20 protein-coding genes and 1 tRNA gene are annotated in these 16,583 nt (G+C 67.6%); 12 read left to right on the top strand and 9 right to left on the bottom strand.

From position 1 onward, the window contains the following. Positions 1 to 18: 18 nt before the first annotated feature. Entirely contained in the window at positions 19 to 348 is a 330-nt protein-coding gene (locus tag DK368_RS12270; RefSeq protein ID WP_114394253.1) for a hypothetical protein, read from the bottom strand. 82 nt (positions 349 to 430) lie between these two features. Here DK368_RS12270 and DK368_RS12265 point away from each other — a divergent pair, with 82 nt between their 5' ends. Genes DK368_RS12265 through DK368_RS12255 form a run of 3 tightly spaced genes read left to right on the top strand, consistent with a single transcriptional unit; the run spans position 431 to position 2,744 of the window. Next, a complete protein-coding gene (locus DK368_RS12265; protein ID WP_114394252.1) occupies positions 431 to 1,351 on the top strand; it encodes a hypothetical protein in 921 nt (306 codons plus the stop codon). Further along, positions 1,348 to 1,725, top strand: a complete 378-nt coding sequence (gene crcB / locus DK368_RS12260; RefSeq protein WP_114394251.1) for a fluoride efflux transporter CrcB — start codon at positions 1,348 to 1,350, stop codon at positions 1,723 to 1,725. The genes DK368_RS12265 and crcB overlap by 4 nt, the downstream gene beginning before the upstream one ends. After that, complete coding sequence (locus DK368_RS12255) at positions 1,725 to 2,744, top strand: RluA family pseudouridine synthase (RefSeq protein WP_114394250.1); 1,020 nt, start codon at positions 1,725 to 1,727, stop codon at positions 2,742 to 2,744. Before crcB ends, DK368_RS12255 begins: the two co-directional genes overlap by 1 nt. A gap of 28 nt (positions 2,745 to 2,772) precedes the next feature. Here the strand turns inward: DK368_RS12255 and DK368_RS12250 are convergent, their stop codons facing one another. Further along, the gene (locus tag DK368_RS12250) at positions 2,773 to 3,084 is read right to left on the bottom strand and encodes a hypothetical protein (RefSeq protein ID WP_205028206.1); all 312 of its coding nucleotides are present in this window, start codon (positions 3,082 to 3,084) and stop codon (positions 2,773 to 2,775) included. A gap of 252 nt (positions 3,085 to 3,336) precedes the next feature. On the opposite strand from DK368_RS12250, the gene DK368_RS12245 reads away from it, so the two are divergent. The 5 genes from DK368_RS12245 (at position 3,337) to DK368_RS12225 (ending at position 7,721) form a co-directional block, all read left to right on the top strand. Next, positions 3,337 to 4,017, top strand: coding sequence for an HAD-IA family hydrolase (locus DK368_RS12245; protein ID WP_114394248.1), 681 nt, complete (start codon positions 3,337 to 3,339; stop codon positions 4,015 to 4,017). Positions 4,018 to 4,042: 25 nt separating this feature from the next. Further along, positions 4,043 to 4,738: an ATP12 family chaperone protein gene (locus tag DK368_RS12240; RefSeq protein WP_114394247.1), complete on the top strand. Its 696-nt coding sequence runs from the start codon at positions 4,043 to 4,045 to the stop codon at positions 4,736 to 4,738. A 77-nt stretch (positions 4,739 to 4,815) separates the two neighbouring features. Next, complete coding sequence (locus DK368_RS12235; RefSeq protein WP_114394246.1) at positions 4,816 to 6,849, top strand: OPT family oligopeptide transporter; 2,034 nt, start codon at positions 4,816 to 4,818, stop codon at positions 6,847 to 6,849. Between the two features lie 166 nt (positions 6,850 to 7,015). Next, positions 7,016 to 7,303 (top strand): hypothetical protein, encoded by a 288-nt coding sequence (locus tag DK368_RS12230; protein ID WP_155524565.1) that lies wholly within the window; start codon positions 7,016 to 7,018, stop codon positions 7,301 to 7,303. 115 nt (positions 7,304 to 7,418) lie between these two features. Further along, complete coding sequence (locus tag DK368_RS12225; RefSeq protein WP_114394244.1) at positions 7,419 to 7,721, top strand: SCP2 sterol-binding domain-containing protein; 303 nt, start codon at positions 7,419 to 7,421, stop codon at positions 7,719 to 7,721. 104 nt (positions 7,722 to 7,825) lie between these two features. On the opposite strand, the gene DK368_RS12220 is transcribed toward DK368_RS12225, so the two are convergent. The 3 genes from DK368_RS12220 to DK368_RS12210 all read right to left on the bottom strand — a co-directional run bounded on the left by DK368_RS12220 (position 7,826) and on the right by DK368_RS12210 (position 12,267). Beyond that, positions 7,826 to 9,520, bottom strand: coding sequence for a methyl-accepting chemotaxis protein (locus DK368_RS12220; RefSeq protein WP_240002474.1), 1,695 nt, complete (start codon positions 9,518 to 9,520; stop codon positions 7,826 to 7,828). A gap of 302 nt (positions 9,521 to 9,822) precedes the next feature. Then, positions 9,823 to 10,833 carry a cytochrome d ubiquinol oxidase subunit II gene (gene cydB / locus DK368_RS12215; RefSeq protein WP_114394243.1) on the bottom strand — a complete coding sequence of 337 codons (1,011 nt, stop codon included), beginning with the start codon at positions 10,831 to 10,833 and terminating at the stop codon, positions 9,823 to 9,825. A 12-nt stretch (positions 10,834 to 10,845) separates the two neighbouring features. Continuing rightward, a complete protein-coding gene (locus DK368_RS12210) occupies positions 10,846 to 12,267 on the bottom strand; it encodes a cytochrome ubiquinol oxidase subunit I (RefSeq protein ID WP_193552285.1) in 1,422 nt (473 codons plus the stop codon). A 203-nt stretch (positions 12,268 to 12,470) separates the two neighbouring features. Here DK368_RS12210 and DK368_RS21655 point away from each other — a divergent pair, with 203 nt between their 5' ends. Further along, positions 12,471 to 12,725, top strand: coding sequence for a 2TM domain-containing protein (locus DK368_RS21655; protein WP_162306013.1), 255 nt, complete (start codon positions 12,471 to 12,473; stop codon positions 12,723 to 12,725). Between the two features lie 3 nt (positions 12,726 to 12,728). Here DK368_RS21655 and lepB read toward each other — a convergent pair whose 3' ends face one another. Beyond that, positions 12,729 to 13,502: a signal peptidase I gene (gene lepB, locus DK368_RS12200; RefSeq protein WP_114394241.1), complete on the bottom strand. Its 774-nt coding sequence runs from the start codon at positions 13,500 to 13,502 to the stop codon at positions 12,729 to 12,731. Between the two features lie 310 nt (positions 13,503 to 13,812). On the opposite strand from lepB, the gene DK368_RS12195 reads away from it, so the two are divergent. Then, positions 13,813 to 14,097 (top strand): acylphosphatase, encoded by a 285-nt coding sequence (locus tag DK368_RS12195; RefSeq protein WP_114394240.1) that lies wholly within the window; start codon positions 13,813 to 13,815, stop codon positions 14,095 to 14,097. Positions 14,098 to 14,195: 98 nt separating this feature from the next. Here the strand turns inward: DK368_RS12195 and DK368_RS12190 are convergent, their stop codons facing one another. Continuing rightward, positions 14,196 to 14,684, bottom strand: coding sequence for a hypothetical protein (locus DK368_RS12190; RefSeq protein WP_114394239.1), 489 nt, complete (start codon positions 14,682 to 14,684; stop codon positions 14,196 to 14,198). A 191-nt stretch (positions 14,685 to 14,875) separates the two neighbouring features. On the opposite strand from DK368_RS12190, the gene mscL reads away from it, so the two are divergent. Then, entirely contained in the window at positions 14,876 to 15,325 is a 450-nt protein-coding gene (gene mscL / locus DK368_RS12185) for a large conductance mechanosensitive channel protein MscL (RefSeq protein WP_114394238.1), read from the top strand. Between the two features lie 5 nt (positions 15,326 to 15,330). Here the strand turns inward: mscL and DK368_RS12180 are convergent, their stop codons facing one another. Both DK368_RS12180 and lipB read right to left on the bottom strand, forming a co-directional pair. Next, positions 15,331 to 15,540 (bottom strand): hypothetical protein, encoded by a 210-nt coding sequence (locus DK368_RS12180; protein WP_114394237.1) that lies wholly within the window; start codon positions 15,538 to 15,540, stop codon positions 15,331 to 15,333. Continuing rightward, the gene (gene lipB / locus DK368_RS12175; protein WP_275668515.1) at positions 15,540 to 16,235 is read right to left on the bottom strand and encodes a lipoyl(octanoyl) transferase LipB; all 696 of its coding nucleotides are present in this window, start codon (positions 16,233 to 16,235) and stop codon (positions 15,540 to 15,542) included. Before lipB ends, DK368_RS12180 begins: the two co-directional genes overlap by 1 nt. A 198-nt stretch (positions 16,236 to 16,433) precedes the next feature. Here lipB and DK368_RS12170 point away from each other — a divergent pair. After that, a tRNA-Leu gene (locus tag DK368_RS12170) sits at positions 16,434 to 16,518 on the top strand. Positions 16,519 to 16,583 lie beyond the last annotated feature (65 nt).

Here is a 16,583-nt window from a genome sequence, read left to right as displayed (position 1 = left end):
TGCGCCGCCTGGGACACATCAGTCCGTGCGCTCCATCAGCGTCGGCCGGCCGATCTGGGTGGCGCTGACGGCTTCGGGCATGCGCAGCTTGCGCTCGCCGGCGCTGAAACGCTGTTCCGGCTCCTGCACATAGATGGAGCGCAGCCGCTCATATTCCTGCTTGTGATAGAGGTAATCCTCGGTCATGTCGGGCACCACAGGGCGGCGTCCGGTGACGACCACCTCGTCCAGGGTCTGTGGCGTTTCCGCCTGCGGGGTCGCCGGTGCGGGCTGCTGCGCCAGGGCCTGGGCCGGAAGCGTCAGCAGAAGCAGCACAGCCAGCGCCGGACGGGTGCGTTGTTTGGTCATGGACTGCCACCTCCGTGGCGGGGCCGTTGATTCGGCCTGCTTCACCCGATACGGTCGCATGGCATCGACGAGTTGCACAGTGATGTCCATCGCTTCCAGCGGAAATTTATCCCAGGATTTCGACCTGTTCGTCGGTATCGACTGGACCGGGGCACAGCCGGCCCGGGGTGTTGCGGTTGCGGCCTGTGATGCCGGCGGGCTGGTCTCGATGGTCCGGTCCGCCGGGCGCCACTGGCAACGGGCGGAGGCGATGGGCTGGCTGGCCGGTCAGGTGGAGTCCGGGCGCCGGGTCCTGGCCGGCATCGATTGCGGCTTCAGCCTGCCCTGGGTGCCCGGTGTCGGTTATCTCGACGGCCGCGTGCCGGCGGCAGCGACTCTGTTCGATCTCTGGCAACTGGTGGAGGACGCCAGTGCCGGCGCCCCCGATGATTTCGCCGGGCCGGCGGTGTGGCATCCGCTGTTGGCGCCGTCCTTCTGGATCAATGGCCCGACCCCGGCCCACTGGGGCGACGGGCGGACCAAGCGCCGGCGCACGGAGGTGGTGGCGGCCGAGACCGGGGCGGGAACGCCGGTTTCCGTGTTCAAGCTGGCTGCGGCCGCCAAGCAGGTGGGCAAGGCGTCCCTGGCGGGGATGCGCAGCCTGCTGCGGCTGAAGCGGCGCCTGGGAGACAGGATCGCCATCTGGCCGGCCGAAGCCCCCGTCGGGACCGACGGGCGGCCGCGGTCGGTCGTCTGCGAGATCTACCCGACGCTGTTCCGCAAACAGGCCCTGGCCTCGGTGCGCAAGGTGACGGCCGGCACAGTGCTGGCACCGGCGCTGGTGCGATATGGCGCCAGACTCGCCGCCGATGTGCCGGAGCTGTTCGACGACCATCTGGGCGATGCCCTGATCTCCGCGGCAGGGCTCCGGGTCCTGGCGCGGCACACCTCCGCCTGGAACCCGCCAGCCCTGGACGGGGAGACGGCATGCCGCGAAGGCTGGATTTTTGGAGTTGGAGCATGAAGGTCATTCTGGCCGTGGCCGCCGGTGGTGCCATCGGGTCCGTCGCCCGCTACCTCTGCATGAAGGTTGTGGCCGGGTGGATCGGCGGGGAGTTCCCCTGGGGCACGCTGACGGTGAACATCGTCGGCGGTCTCATCATGGGCATCGTCGCCGGTGCGGCCGGTACGATCTGGTCGCCCTCGCCGGAACTGCGGGCCTTCGTCGCCGTGGGCATCCTCGGCGGATTCACCACCTTCTCGACCTTCTCGCTGGACGTCATGCTGATGATGCAGCGCGGAGAGCTTGCGGGAGCGGCGGCCTATGTGGTTGCTTCCGTGCTTCTGTCGGTCGGCGGTCTGTTCGCCGGGCTGCAAGCGGTGCGGATGGTGGCGTGATGGCGAACGACGGTTCGGTCAAGGTGGTGGAAACCCGTCTGGTGGACGCGGACGAGGCGGAGATGCGCCTGGACCGCTGGTTCAAGCGCCATTTCCCGCAGCTGTCGCATATCCAGTTGCAGAAGCTGCTGCGCACCGGGCAGGTCCGGGTCGACGGCAAGCGGGCCGAGGCCAATTCCCGACTGGCCGCCGGCCAGTCCGTGCGCATCCCGCCGCTGCCCGACGCGCCGCCGCCTCCCGCCGAGGGCGCGCGTCCGGTCAAACGTCCGGCCATCAGCGACAAGGAGGCCGAGGCGCTGCGCCGCCGTGTGCTCTACCGTGACAGCGACGTCATCGTGCTGGACAAGCCCGCCGGCATGGCGGTGCAGGGCGGAACCGGCCAGTCGAAGCATCTGGACGCCATGCTGGATGCGCTGATGTTCGATGCCACCGAGCGGCCGAAGCTGGTGCATCGCCTGGACAAGGATACCAGCGGCTGTCTGGTGCTGGCCCGCACCAGTTTCGCTGCCACGCGCCTGACCAGTGCCTTCCGCAGCCGCGACGCCCGCAAGATCTACTGGGCGGTGACGGTAGGGGTGCCCGACCCGCGCCAGGGCCGTATCGATCTGGCCCTGGCCAAGGAGGCGGCCAGCGGCGGCGAACGCATGGCCGTCGACGAGGAAGAGGGGCAGCACGCCATCACCTATTACACGGTGCTGGAACATGCCCACCGCCGGGCGGCCTTCGTGGCCCTGTGGCCGCGCACCGGCCGCACGCATCAGCTGCGCGTGCATATGAACGCCATCGGCACGCCGATCCTGGGCGACGGCAAATATGCCGGCCAGAACGCGTTCCTGGAGGGGGGCGCCGAGGTGAAGCGGCAGTTGCACCTGCATGCCCGCCGCATCATCCTGCCGCATCCGCGTCACGGCACCATCGATGTGACGGCGCCGCTGCCGGAGCATATGCGCCCGGCCTGGGATTATTTCGGCTTCAGCGCCAACCTGAAGGAAGACCCGTTCCAGGCGCTGGAATTCTGATCCCCCGCGGGTGGCCGCGGGCAGAGCCTCAGCAGCCGTTGCCGTCACGCCGGTAGGACGTCACCTGGCTGTTGCTGACGGTCATGCTTTCCCGGCAGCTGAGGGTCGCACCGCTGTGCCGGTCACGTTCAGCCTGAACAAGCGTGATCTGCTGGCTGCCATTGTCGGCGGTGTTCCGCTGGATGATGGCCGGGCCTGCGGCCTTGACGATGGCAGACTCGGGCTGGCCAAGGATCTGTTCATCCAATCGCGCCCGGATCTCAGGGCGCCCTTCCACGGCCCCCCAACTGCAGCCTGTCAGCAGGGCGGAGCATGCAACGACCCGAATGATCAGCACCATGGATCGCATTTGAGCGGAAACCCCCGAAATTAAAGCGCAAATGGCTTTTACCGGCCTTGATGTCGTTTTGCAATCATGCGCTGTTGTTTTACAGCGTTAACACGCGGATCGGGCGCAGGGGCCGGCCGGTCGGAGGCAGGGAAACTGCATTGCCGCCCGGTCGAGCCGACACTTGCCGTGTCGCGTCCTGGCCGTTATCTGCTCCATGAGCAATAGCCGGCCCCGCCGGTAGTTCCCTGGGGACTCCACCTGATGACCCGTTCCTTGTCTCTGGCCCTGTTCGACTGCGACGGCACCCTGGTCGACAGTCAGAACGCCATCCTGGCCGCCATGCGTGCGGGTTTCGCGGCGGTCGGTCTCGCCGCCCCGGAGGCGCGGGCGGTGCGGCGCGTCGTCGGGCTGCCACTGGTGCAGGCGGTGGCCGTGCTGCTGCCCGAGGCGGACTCGGCGCTGCATGGACAGGTGGCCGAAGCCTACAAGGTCGCCTTCCACGACAACCGGGTGCGTGACCACCAGCCCGAGCCGCTCTTTCCCGGCATCCGCGAGACGCTGGACCGGCTCGACGCGCAGGGGGTGCTGCTGGGCGTGGCCACGGGCAAGAGCCGGCGCGGGCTGCTGGCGACGCTGGAGCTTCATGGGTTGCTCGACCGCTTTGTCACGTTGCAGACCAGCGACATCCGGCCGGGCAAGCCGCATCCGGACATGGTCTACCATGCCATGGCCGAAGCCGGTGCCACGGCGGAAACCACGGTGGTGATCGGCGACACGACGTTCGATGTGGAGATGGCGCGCAATGCCAGTGTGCCGGCGCTGGGCGTCACCTGGGGCTATCACGAGCCGGCCGAGTTGATCGGCGCCGGGGCGCAGGGGCTGGTGCGGAGTGGCGACACGCTGGCCACGGCCATCCTGGACCTGCTGCCGGCCGCCGTCTGACGCCGGCGGGACAAGGGAATCGGAGATGAAGCGCTTCTACAAGACCGTATCCGTTGTGCCGGCGGGTGCCGCCTTCGCCGTGCATCTCGATGGCAGGCCGGTACGGACCCCGGCCAAGGCTCCCCTGGACCTGCCGACCCGTGCCCTGGCGGACGCGATTGCCGCGGAGTGGGAGGCCCAGGGCGAGGAACTGGTGCCGCAGACCATGCCGATGACGCAACTGGCCAGCACGGCGCTGGACGGGGTGCATCTGCGGCGCGAGGCAGTGGCGGATGCCGCGGCTGCCTATGCCGGTACGGACCTGCTGTGTTACCGGGCCGAGCATCCTCAGGAACTGGCCGAGCGGCAGGCGGCGCTGTGGCAGCCGCTGCTGGACTGGGCCGCCGTGCGTTTCGATGCCGTCCTGGTGCCGACGGCGGGCATTCTGCACCGTCCGCAGGACCCCGACGCCCTGGCGCGGCTGCGGCAGGCGCTGGATGCCTATGATCCCTGGCGCCTGACGGCCCTGCAGAATGCCGTCGGCATCTGCGGCTCGCTGATCGTGGCCCTGGCCCTGCTTGACGGGCGGATCAGCGCGGCGGAAGCCTTCGCCATCGCACAGCTGGACGAGACCTTCCAGATCGAGCAATGGGGGGAGGATGCCGAGGCAACCCGGCGCCGCACCGCCCAGCGCGAGGATCTGGAGGCGACGGCCTGTTTCCTGGCGCTCCTGGGCAAATGACGCAGGGGGCAGCGTCGCCTCGACGCGAAAGGGGCGGGAGCCTATAGTCCCGCTTCCTTTCTGTCTTGGACCGGATCATGCAACAGGAACAAGAGGCCGCCCTGCCGGAGTTGACTCTGCGGGGCATCGTCCTGGGCGCGCTGATCACCGTGGTTTTCACGGCGGCCAACGTCTTTCTCGGGTTAAAGGTCGGGCTGACCTTCGCGTCGTCCATTCCGGCCGCCGTGATTTCCATGGCCGTGCTGCGGCTGGCCAAGGGCAGCAACATCCGCGAAAACAACATCGTCCAGACCATCGCGTCGTCGGCGGGGACGCTGTCCTCCATCATCTTCGTGCTGCCGGGTCTGGTCATGGTCGGATACTGGACCGGCTTTCCCTTCTGGCAGTCGGCGGTGCTCTGCGCCGTCGGCGGCATCCTGGGCGTGCTCTATACCGTGCCGCTGCGCCGGGCCATGGTGGTGCAGGGCGACCTGCCCTATCCCGAAGGGGTGGCGGCGGCCGAGATCCTGAAGGTCGGCAGTCCCGATCCGCTGCAGCAGGGGGGGGCGGCCGACGGCGGTCTGGCCGCAGCCGGAATGCGGGACGTCGTCGCCGGTGGTCTTGCCAGCGCCGGCATGGCGCTGCTGACGGCGCTGCGGGCCATCGCCGGGGAAAGCACCCTCTGGTTCAAGCTCGGCGGCGGTGCCATCACCAGCCTGGGAACGGCCATGTCGCTGGCCATGGTCGGGGTTGGTTATCTTGTCGGCATCGGTGTCGGCATCGCCATGCTGATCGGCATCTTCATCGCCTGGGGCATCGCCGTGCCGGTGCTGACCAGCCTGACACCGATCCCGGACGGGATCAGCATCGCCGACCATGCCTCGGCTCTCTGGCGCTCGCAGGTCAGGCTGATCGGGGCTGGCGCCATCGCCGTGGCGGCGGTCTGGACCCTGATCCTGCTGGCCCGCCCCATGGTGGACGGCATCCGCGCCAGTCTTGCCGCCATGGCCACCATCAAGACCAGCGGCAGCGCCGGCCTGCCGCGGACCGAGCGCGACATTCCCTTCAACTGGGTGACGCTGGGGGCCGGGCTCTGCCTGCTGCCATTGGCCGGCCTGTTCCTGGTGTTCATGCTGGGAGCCGGCCCGGCCATCCAGGACCATCTGCCGGTGCTGGTCATCGGCGGCGTGGTGTTCGCCGCCCTGGTCGGCTTCATCGTCGCGTCGGCCTGCGGCTACATGGCCGGGCTGATCGGCAGTTCCAATAGCCCGATCTCCGGCATCGGCATCGTCGCCGTCATCAGCGGATCGGTCCTGCTGCTGTTGCTGCTGGGGGCCCATCTGACCGATCCCGCCGTCCGCGGGGCCGCCGTGGCCTTCGCCCTGTTCGCCACCTCGGTCGTGCTGGCCATCGCCACCATCGCCAACGACAATCTCCAGGACCTCAAGACCGGCCAACTGGTGGGGGCGACCCCGTGGCGCCAGCAGGTGGCGCTGATCATCGGCGTGCTGGTGGGGGCGGCGGTCATCCCGCCCATCCTGGACCTGATGCTGAAGGCCTGGGGCTTCGCCGGCATGGCGCTGCCGCCCGGCATGGACCCGGCCAAGGCGCTGGCGGCGCCGCAGGCCACGCTGATGGCCACGCTGGCTCAGGGCATCCTGTCTGGCGACATGAACTGGACCATGCTGGGCATCGGCGCCCTGGTCGGCATCGGTCTGGTCGTGGCCGATGAAGGGCTGCGCCGGACCACCCGGACCCTGCGCCTGCCGCCCCTGGCCGTGGCGCTGGGCATCTATCTGCCCATGGCCTCCGCCACCATGCCGGTGGTCGTCGGCACGGTGGTCGGCTGGTTCACCGAGCGGACCCTGGCCCGGCGGGCACGGCAGGCCGGCAGGCCGCTGCTCGAGGTCGCGGAGGGTCCGCGCCGGCGCGGGACGCTGCTGGCATCCGGTCTGATCGTGGGCGAGGGGCTGTTCGGCATCGTGCTGGCCGCACTCATCGTCGCCACCGGTGAACAGGAGCCGCTGGGCCTGCTGCCCGCCAGTTTCGGGCCAGTGGCCGAGGCGTTGGGGGCCGCCCTGTTCCTGCTGGCCTGCCTGCGCATCTACCGCTGGATCGTCGGCCGGTCCTGACCGGACCGGTCCCCCCTGCCCGCGAAGAGCGCACCATCCGCCCGGGGCGACGCCGGATCAGGCCCAACAGCTGGCAACGGGCCGTCCGCTTGCCCATATGCCGTCGGCGGCGATGGGGCATGGCAGGACCGATGATGCGCGAAAAGGACCGGATGTGAGCGGACATGTGACGATCGCGGATCTGCTCGAACCGGTGCTGCGGGCCGCCGAGGCCGAAGAAGCGGAACTGGCCTGGGCCGTGACCCTGGTGGCGGAGGCCATGGCCGTTCTGGGGATCACCGTGACCGCCGGCCGGAACCGGGTGCTGTCCGGACTTTCCGATGAAAAGGCCGTTCTCCATCTGCTGCGCCGCCACCGGCAGATGCTCGTCTATGAAGGGCGCATGGAGGAGGCGCTGCTGCTGCGCGACCTGGCCCGCCGAATCGAACGCATGGATGCGGGCTGGCTCCACTGACGACGGCTTGCCTGGGAAGCGTGCCCTCTGTTAGGATCGAAACATCACCTTTACGTAAACGTAATATGGCACTCCGGTTCAGCCGGATCGGGGGCCGGTTCCAGGGAGCATGCCCATGACCCTCGATCAGGTCGAAGCGCAGATGAAGGCCCGCGCGATGCAGTTCAGCGGGCTGAACGCCCGTGTGAAGTTCGATTTCGGCAGCGCCGGCAGCCTGTTCCTCGACGGCAAAGCCTCGCCGCCGGCGGTGTCGCGGGAGGGGACGGACCCGGACACCACCCTGATCATCTCCCTGCCGGACTTCGTGAAGCTCAGCCAGGGGCAGCTGGCACCGACCATGGCCTTCATGATGGGCAAGCTGAAGGTGCAGGGGAACATGGGCGTGGCCATGAAGCTGTCGAACATGCTGGAGGACTGATCCTCCCTGGCCGCCACAGCCGTTGGCTTCACCATGAAAAAGGCCCGCGCCGGTATCGGTGCGGGCCTTTTCTGTCGCCGTCTGCCGGGCAGGACCGCCGCTGGTCAGGCGGCGCCGCGGATGCCGGCCAGGAAGCCGTCCACCTGGGTGCCCAGCAGGGCGGCCTGCTTCGACAGATCGTCCGAGGCCACCAGCAGTTCGGCCGAGGCGCTGCCCGTCTGGTCGGCGGCATCGCGCATGTCATTCACGGCCGCCGTGACCTCGCCGCTGGCACCGGAGGCGGCGTCGGCATTGCTGGCGATCTCCGCCGTGGCGGCATTCTGCTGCTCCACGGCACCGGCAATGGCGGCGCCGATGCGGTCCACCTCGGTGATGGCGGCCGCGATGTCCTTGATGGCCCGGACGGCATCGGACGTGGCCGCCTGAATCTCGCCGATGCGCTCGGCGATTTCCGAGGTGGCCCGCGATGTCTGGTTGGCCAGGGATTTGACTTCGTTGGCCACCACGGCAAAGCCTTTTCCCGCCTCGCCGGCACGGGCCGCCTCGATGGTGGCGTTCAGCGCCAGCAGGTTGGTCTGGGCGGCGATATCGGTGATGAGCTGGACCACCTCGCCGATGCGGTCGGCCTTGCCTGACAGCCCGTCGACGATGCGGTTTGTGTTCTCCGCCTCGACGGCGGCATGCCGTGTCCGGTTGGTGCTTTCGACGATGCGCTGACCGATCTCGGCGATGGAGGCCGACAGCTGCTGCGCCGCCGCGGCGACCGTTTCGACCGCGTCCGAGGCGCGGCTGGACGATCCGGCGGCGGTCACGGCCTTCTGTGTGGTGCCGCTGGCAGCGGAACTCAGGGACTCGGCCGAACTGCGGAGCTGGCTGGCCGAGGCCGATACGGTTTCCACCACCACCTTGACCTGTTCCTCGAAGCTGCGGGCGAGGGCAGCCATTTCCGCGCGTTTGCGCTGCTCGGCCTCGGCTGCGGCCTGGGCCTGACTGCGGCGCAGCGCTGCCGCTTCGATGGCATTGGTCTTGAAGACCTGGACCGCGCCGGTGATCTCGCCGACCTCGTCACGGGAGCGGACGCTGGGGATCTCCACATCGAGGGCACCGCCGGCCAGGGCCAGCATGGTATCCGTCAGCCGGCGCAGCGGCCGGATCGAGCCGATGGTCCACCAGGCGAAGCCCGTTCCGATCACCAGACAGATGGCGCAGAGCGCGATCATCAGCGTGGCGAAGCGTTTGGCGATGTGACCGGCATGGTCGGCGATGGCGCGGCTGTTCTTCTCCTGCAGGTCGATGAACTGATTGATCCGGTTCAGCCATTCCACGAAGCCGGGCCGGGCCTCCTGCAGCACCTGCTGCCGGGCGGCTTCCGTCTCCCCGGCCTCGGCCTTTGCGGTGACCTGGGCGATGATCGGCAGCATCCGCGCTTCGGTTTCCTTGATCGATGCCAGGATGCTGCGCTCCTCGGCCGAGGCGTCCTTCGACAGCATGGCGTCGAGCGGGCTTGCGGACTGGGTGTAGGCATCGGCCAGCCGCTTGATCAGAGCGATGGAGGCCGACCGGTCCTGCGTATCGGTGGCCAGGACCACGTCGCGCAGGGCGATGGCGCGGTCATGCACGCTGCCACGGAAGTTGATGGCGTAGCGCTGCTTGACGTTGTTGACCTCGCTCACCTGGGTCAGGCTGGCATCGATGCGGGCGACCTCGCGGACTCCGGTTCCGGTGAGCACCACCAGCAAGGTCAGCACGATCCCGAAGCCGAACAGCAGGCGGGTTCTGATTTTTGCGTCGCGGAGCATCTGCACGGTTTTCTGGCTCTCTTCGATGGAGCATTGGGCTGCCAGCCGGCATGGCGGCATCTGCTCACGGGTGGGACGATTACACTGTCCCGGGAGCCGAAGCAGATGGGTGACCGTCATCACAGCGTAAGGTTGGGCCGCGACATGGCGGCTTTGCGTTTCGCATATACGGGTGTATGTGCCGAGAGGCGTGCTTTATCGAGATATTCGGCCTAAATTAGAAGTTTTATCGGCGCGCTTCGGCCGCCGCCCGCACCGGAGGCGGACCCGCCGGCTGCGCCTGATATCAGACAGGCCCTGGTCTAATGGTGATAGCCTTCGCCCGGCCGGACCTTGCCGCGGAAGACCCAATAGGTGAACGCCGTGTAGGCCAGGATGGTGGGGATCAGGATCACCAGCCCGACCAGCAGGAAGATCTGGCTTTCGGGCGGGGATGCGGCCTCCCAGATGGTGATGCTGGGCGGGATGATGTAGGGCCACAGGCTGATGGCCAGCCCGCCATAGGCCAGTAGGAACAGCAGCATGGCCAGCACGAACGGTGTCCCCTCGCGCCGCAGGCGCACGGCCCGGTACTGCAGCCCGGCCACGGCCAGGGTGATGATCGGCACCGGGGAGAGATAGAGGATGTTCGGCCAGGTGAACCAGCGGGCGCGGACGTCCAGGTTGGTCAGGGGCGTCCACAGGCTGACGATGCCAACGAACAGCAGCACGGCCAGCAGCAGCTTCGGTGCCAGCCGGTAGCACCAGTCCTGCAACGGCCCGGTGGTCTTCCAGATCAGCCAGCAGCTGCCCAACAGGGCATAGCCGAACACCATGGCCACGCCCACCATCAGCGCGAAGGGGGAAAGCCAGCCCCAGATGCTGCCGGTGAAATCGCGGCCCGTGACCTCGAACCCCTGGATGAAGGCGCCCAGGATGATGCCCTGGGAGAAGGTGGCGGCCACGGAGCCGACGAAGAAACTCGTCGTCCACAGATATTTCGAGCTGTCCGCCTTGAAGCGGAACTCGAAGGCGACACCGCGGAAGATCAGGGCGATCAGCATCAGCAGCACCGGCAGATACAGCGCCGGCAGCAGTACCGAATAGGCCAGGGGGAAGCCGGCGAACAGGGCGGCGGCACCCAGGATCAGCCAGGTCTCGTTGCCGTCCCAGATCGGTGCCACCGTGTTCATCATGGTATCGCGGTCGCCGTCCCCGCCGGGGGCGAAGGGAAACAGGATGCCGACGCCCAGGTCGAACCCGTCCATCAGCACATACATGAACACGGCCAGCGCGGCGATGCCGGCGAAGGTCAGGGTCAGGTCGAAATCCATGGGGATGTCTCCTTACTCCGCCGGGCGGGACTGGGGGCGGGGTGGCGGGCGGCCCAACTCCTCATCCGCCTTGGACAGCGGGCGCTTGGGCCGCCCCGCTGCGGGGTCCGCCGGTTTCACCGCTCCCTGCGGTCCGCGCTGGAACAGGCGGACGATGTAGTAGGTGCCGGCGGTGAAGATGATGGCGTAGGTGATGAAGAAGGTGATGAGCGAGGCCAGGACGCCACCGCCGGTGATGGCGGGGGAGATGCTCTGCTCCGTGCGCAGCAGGCCGTAGACGGTCCAGGGCTGGCGGCCGATCTCGGTGGTGAACCAGCCGAACAGCACGGCCAGGAAGCCGATGGGTGTGGTCAGCACCAGCAGACGCAGGAACCAGCGCGTGTCATAGAGCCGCCTGCGCACACGCAGCCACAGGCTGACCGCCGCCACGCCCAGCATGACAAGGCCCAGGCCGACCATGGCGCGGAAGGACCAGAACACCGGCCAGACCGGCGGCCGGTCCTGGGGCGGAATCTCCTTCAGGCCCCGGATCAACCCGTCCCATTCATGGGTCAGGATCAGGCTGCCCAGTTTGGGCACGCTGATCTCGAAATGGTTCATCTCCGCCTCCTGGTCCGGCCAGGCGAACAGGATCAGAGGGGCGCCGCGGTGGGTTTCCCAATGGCCCTCGATGGCGGCCAGCTTTGCCGGCTGGTGCTCCAGCGTGTTCAACCCGGTCATGTCGCCCACCAGGATCTGGGCCGGGGCCAGCACCGCGATCAGCCCCAGCGCCATGCTGAGCGCGATGCGGGCATGGTCCTGGAACCGCCCCTTCAACAGATGCCAGGCGCTGATCCCGGCCACCACGAAGCTGGTGGTCAGGAAGCAGGCCATGACCATGTGGAAATAGCGGTAGGGGAAGCTGGGGTTGAAGACGATCTGCCACCAGTCCGTCGGGAACAGGCGGCCGTCCCGCACCTCGTAGCCGGCCGGCGTCTGCATGAAGCTGTTGGCCGACAGAATCCAGAACGCACTCAGCAGCGTGCCGAAGGCCACCATGCAGGCGGCCAGGAAATGCACCCAGCGTGGCACCCGGTCCCGCCCGAACAGCAGAATGCCGAGGAAGGTCGCCTCCAGGAAGAAGGCGGTGACGACTTCGTAATTGATGAGGGGACCCAGGATGTTGCCGCCGATGTCGGAAAAGCGGCTCCAGTTGGTGCCGAACTGGTAGGACATGACGATGCCGGAGACCACGCCCATGCCGAAGGACACGGCGAAGACCTTGGTCCAGAACTCAGACAGGGTGTGGTAGACATCCTTGCCGCTGAACAGCCAGCGCCCTTCCAGCACGGCGATCCAGGCCGCAAGGCCGATGGTGAAGGCGGGAAACAGGATGTGGAACGAGATGGTGAAGGCGAACTGCAGACGCGCCAACACAACGGGATCAAGGTCCATGGTGATACCCCTGGCCTGCCGCTGGAAAACCCCGGACATGGGTGCGAATGACGGATGCTGTGATCCGCCGGCGTTCCTCTAACAAATGCGGACGACACATCGTTCGCCCAGGGGCCGAAATGACGCTGCGGCAAAATGGTTCACTTGCCATGCGATTGCCCCGTGCGCACAAAGCCGCTATCGAAGCGGCGGGCAGGACAGGGATGCCATCGATGCCGCAGCAGGACAGGGACCGCTTACAGGCGCGTGTTGAGGAGGCGGACCGGGGCCGCCGGCGCCGCTCCGCCCTTTTGAATCACTTCATCGCCTATTTCGGCGTGATGGTGCTGCTGGTTCCGTTGAACTTCGCGACCACGCCGGACCGAATCTGGTTCGTCTGGCCCCTGGTGCTGTGGATGGCGCCGCTGGCCCTGCACACGGCCTGGGCCATGGGGCTGGTCGGCGGCAAGGGACGCTGATTCTCAGTCGACCGAGCGGGCCAGCCGGTCGAGCCAGCCGCCGCCGGGGCAGGCCAGGCCCGGCTCATCGGTGCAGCCGGTCCAACTGAAGGCGACGAGGCCCACCCGGCCCAGCACGCGCTCGGCCGGGATATAGCCGACCGCATCCAGGAAACGGCTGTCCTCGGAATTGTCGCGGTTGTCGCCCATCATGAACAGATGGCCCGGCGGCACCACATAGTCCGGCGTGTTGTCCGCCGGTCCTTCATCGCTCTGTTCCAGGATCAGATGCGCGTGACCGCCGGGCAGCGTCTCGCGGTACTCCGTCGCCGTGACAACCCGGCCGCCCTGCTGCCGATAGCTGTAGCGGCGCACCTCTTCCCGCGGGATCAGGGTCCCGTTGAGGAACAGACGGCCATGGCTGACCCGGATGTGGTCGCCGGGCAGGCCGATCACCCGCTTGACATAATCTTCCTCGACGCCCGGCACGCGGAAGACCACGACATCGCCGCGATCCGGCAGCTGGTCGGGATAGCGGCCGCTGCCGGTGGGAAAGCGGTCCACCGGCAAACGGGTGAAGGCGGAGGAGAAGCGGCTGTACCCATAGGCCCATTTGGCCGCGTAGAACTGGTCCCCGACCTTCAAAGTCGGCAGCATGCTTTCGGACGGCACATGGAAACCGGCGAAGGCGAAGCTGTTCATCACCAGATAGAACAGGGCCGCCCCGCCGACCACGCCGGCCCATTCCCTGAGGCTGCTCCTGATGCCGGCCCTGATGCTGGATTCCCGCGATGCCATGCCTGTTCTCCTGTGCCGGTCGGCAGCCTGAGCATGCGGTCGCCGGACCCCGATTGACAAGAGCACGCGGTCGCCACGCCGCGGCAGGGTTGGGCGGTCAGGGTTGCTGCGGCGGAGTGACAGGGCCGCATGACGGAGTCATGACGGGCTGTTCCACACAGTTTACCATTCCAATATCAAGGAGATGCTGCCGCGGCAGCAACCGGCACGGAACCCGGCCACGATCCGCGGGCCGATCCTGCCGCCGGTTCCTCCGGTCTTCCCCGTGGGAGCGCCGGGTTTCTTCTCATCTCTGGGGGGAGGTGATGACATGAATGGGCGGATCGCGGTTCGAGCCTGTATCAGCGGGCATGTGCAAGGGGTCTGGTTCCGCGGATGGGCCATCCAGCGGGCCGAGTTGCTGGGGCTGGACGGCTGGGTGCGCAATCGTCGCGACGGCACGGTCGAAGCGCTGTTCGCCGGTCCGGTCGGCGTGGTGGAGACCATGCTGGCCGACTGTCAGGACGGACCCCCGGCTGCCGAGGTCGCATCCATTGTGACCGAGACGGCGGATGATCCCGGCTTCATCGGCTTCGTCCAGCGCCCGACCGTCTGATCGGGGCCACAGGGCGGCAACCGGGGCCTGCGTCCCCGGCCCCTGTCCCTCGGCCCCTGTCCCCCCGGTCCGTGCGCCTCGGGGCCGTGCGCCGCAGGTCAGTGGATGGTGGCGTGTTCCGGCATGATCAAGGCAAACGGCGGCGGCATCGGCGCCGCCAGGGTCTCGTCGGTCAGGCGCAGCCCGCACTGGGCCAGGGCGGTGGCGGCCATACGGAAGACCGGGCCGGACACACGGGCGGCGGACGGCGTCAGCAGGCCCCGGGCCTCGAACAGGGCGGGCAGGTCCCGGCCAGCCTGGTAGAGCGCCAGCAGGCGCAGCAGCAACCGCTCGTCAGCGGTGACATCCGGGCATTGCGGACATTTCACCTCCACGGTCCGCGCTGCGCCACGGCCGATGAAGACGACCAGTGCTTCCAGCGGGCCGGCCGCATCTTCCGCCATGGCCTGGGCGAAGGTGGCGCGCACGGGTTCGCTGACAGGAACGCCCATACGCATTCCGGCGGCATGGACGCGCAGGCCCCAGAGGACAAGCTGTGTCTGCGGGTCGAGGGCGACGGCGGCGCGGCAATCATGGCTTCCGGTCATGGCGGTTCCTCTGGTGCTCGGGTCCGCTGACGCTAACGCGAGTGATAATGACTCGCAATAACAGTTTTATCACTGCTCCTTCTTCGTGCCGTCCGCCGCGGCGGCACCGGATTATCCGACCGGGGTGCTGTGCATGACGGCGCGTCTGAGGTATTCAGTCGGGCCGAGGCAGGCACAGGGGGAAGGAAGCGATGCTGAAGGAATTCCGGGAGTTCATCAGCCGGGGCAATGTCATCGACCTCGCCGTCGGCATCATCATCGGTGCCGCCTTCACCGGCATCGTCAATTCGCTGGTCAACGATGTGCTGATGCCGCCGCTGGGCTTCATCATGGGCGGCATCGACTTTTCCAGCTACTTCATCAACCTGTCCGGCGGGGATTACGCTTCGCTGAAGGCGGCGCAGGACGCCGGGGCGACGACCATCAATTACGGCCTGTTCGTCAATGCCGTGATCAAGTTCTTCATCGTATCGGTCTCCGTCTTCATCCTGGTGAAGCAGGTCAACCGCTTGCACCGCCGGGAACAGGCCAAACCCAGCGCGCCGCCGGCCCAGGAAGTGCTGCTGCGGGAAATCCGCGACCTGCTGCGGGACGGCGCGCCGCCGCGCGTGATCCCGGCCGCGGACAGCCGCACGGTCTGACCTGCCTATCCCCGCTTTTCCAGCAGATCGCGGATGCGGGCCACATGGGCGCAGACACGCCCCAGCCCGATCAGCATGGTGCCCAGCAGCAGCGATACCAGGCCGGGGCCGAAGGTGGCCTCGGCCGGTGCCGTCAGCAGGTACAGGCTGATGAGGATGGCAAGGCCTCCCACCATGTACAGGACCAGGGCGGTGACGGAACCGCGGCGCGGCATCAGTCCGCCGCCGCGCAGGAGGGGACGGCCGGCAGTCGGGGCTGGGTAGCGGGGCTGTCGCCGAAGATCTCCAGGAAGCTGGCCCGCAGGGCCATGTCCACCTCGTCCATGCTGACGATGTGGCCGAGATCGGCCAGCGAGGTTACCCCGAATTCGCTGATGCCGCAGGGGACAATGCCGGCGAAGTGGGACAGGTCGGGTTCCACATTCAGTGAAACACCATGGAAGCTGACGCCACGGCGGACCCGCACGCCAAGCGCCCCGATCTTGGCCTCCTGGCCCGGACGGCCATAGGGGGACAGGTCGACCCAGACACCGACGCGGCCGCAGCGCCGCTCGCCCTTGACGGCGAAACCAGCCAGGGTCCGGATCAGCCATTCTTCCAGGCGCCAGACGAAATTGTGCAGGTCGCCGCCCCGGGCCTGGACATCCATCATGACATAGCCGACCCGCTGGCCCGGTCCGTGATAGGTGTACTGGCCTCCGCGCCCGGCCTCATAGACCGGAAACCGGTCTGGCCGCAGCAGATCGGATGGCTTGGCGCTGGTCCCCGCCGTGTAGAGCGGGGGGTGCTCCAGCAGCCAGATGGTTTCCGGGGCCGTCGCGGCCCGGATGTCGGCCGCCCGCTGTTCCATGAAGGCCAGGGCCTCGGGATAGGCCACGGGCTCGTCGCTGATACGCCACTCGATGGACACGCTTTGCCACTCCGCCAGTCGCCGCCGCGGACGGGCCGCGGTGCAGATCATTCCCGCTATGTAGGACATTCGCCGGCCGGCTTCCATGACTTCGGAACAGGGCTGTTGGAATAGCTTGAACCCGCCCGCGGGATTTGCTATCTCCCCCGCACCCGACGGTGTCCTCCTCAAGCACCGTCGTTCGCTGAGTGCCGGTGTGCGGTCGTGGCGGAACTGGTAGACGCGCAGCGTTGAGGTCGCTGTGGGGCAACCCGTGGAAGTTCGAGTCTTCTCGACCGCACCATCCCGGCAAGAGTTCAGTTGGCGCTAGCTGACGTTGAGCGATGAAAAGGGTGACGCCGTCCGGCG

Origin of the sequence: Oleisolibacter albus (assembly GCF_003336875.1) — a bacterium.
Lineage (GTDB): Bacteria > Pseudomonadota > Alphaproteobacteria > Azospirillales > Azospirillaceae > Niveispirillum > Niveispirillum album.
The sequence above is the reverse complement of the archived record's forward strand: the minus strand, read 5'-3'. Positions and strand labels throughout refer to the sequence as shown.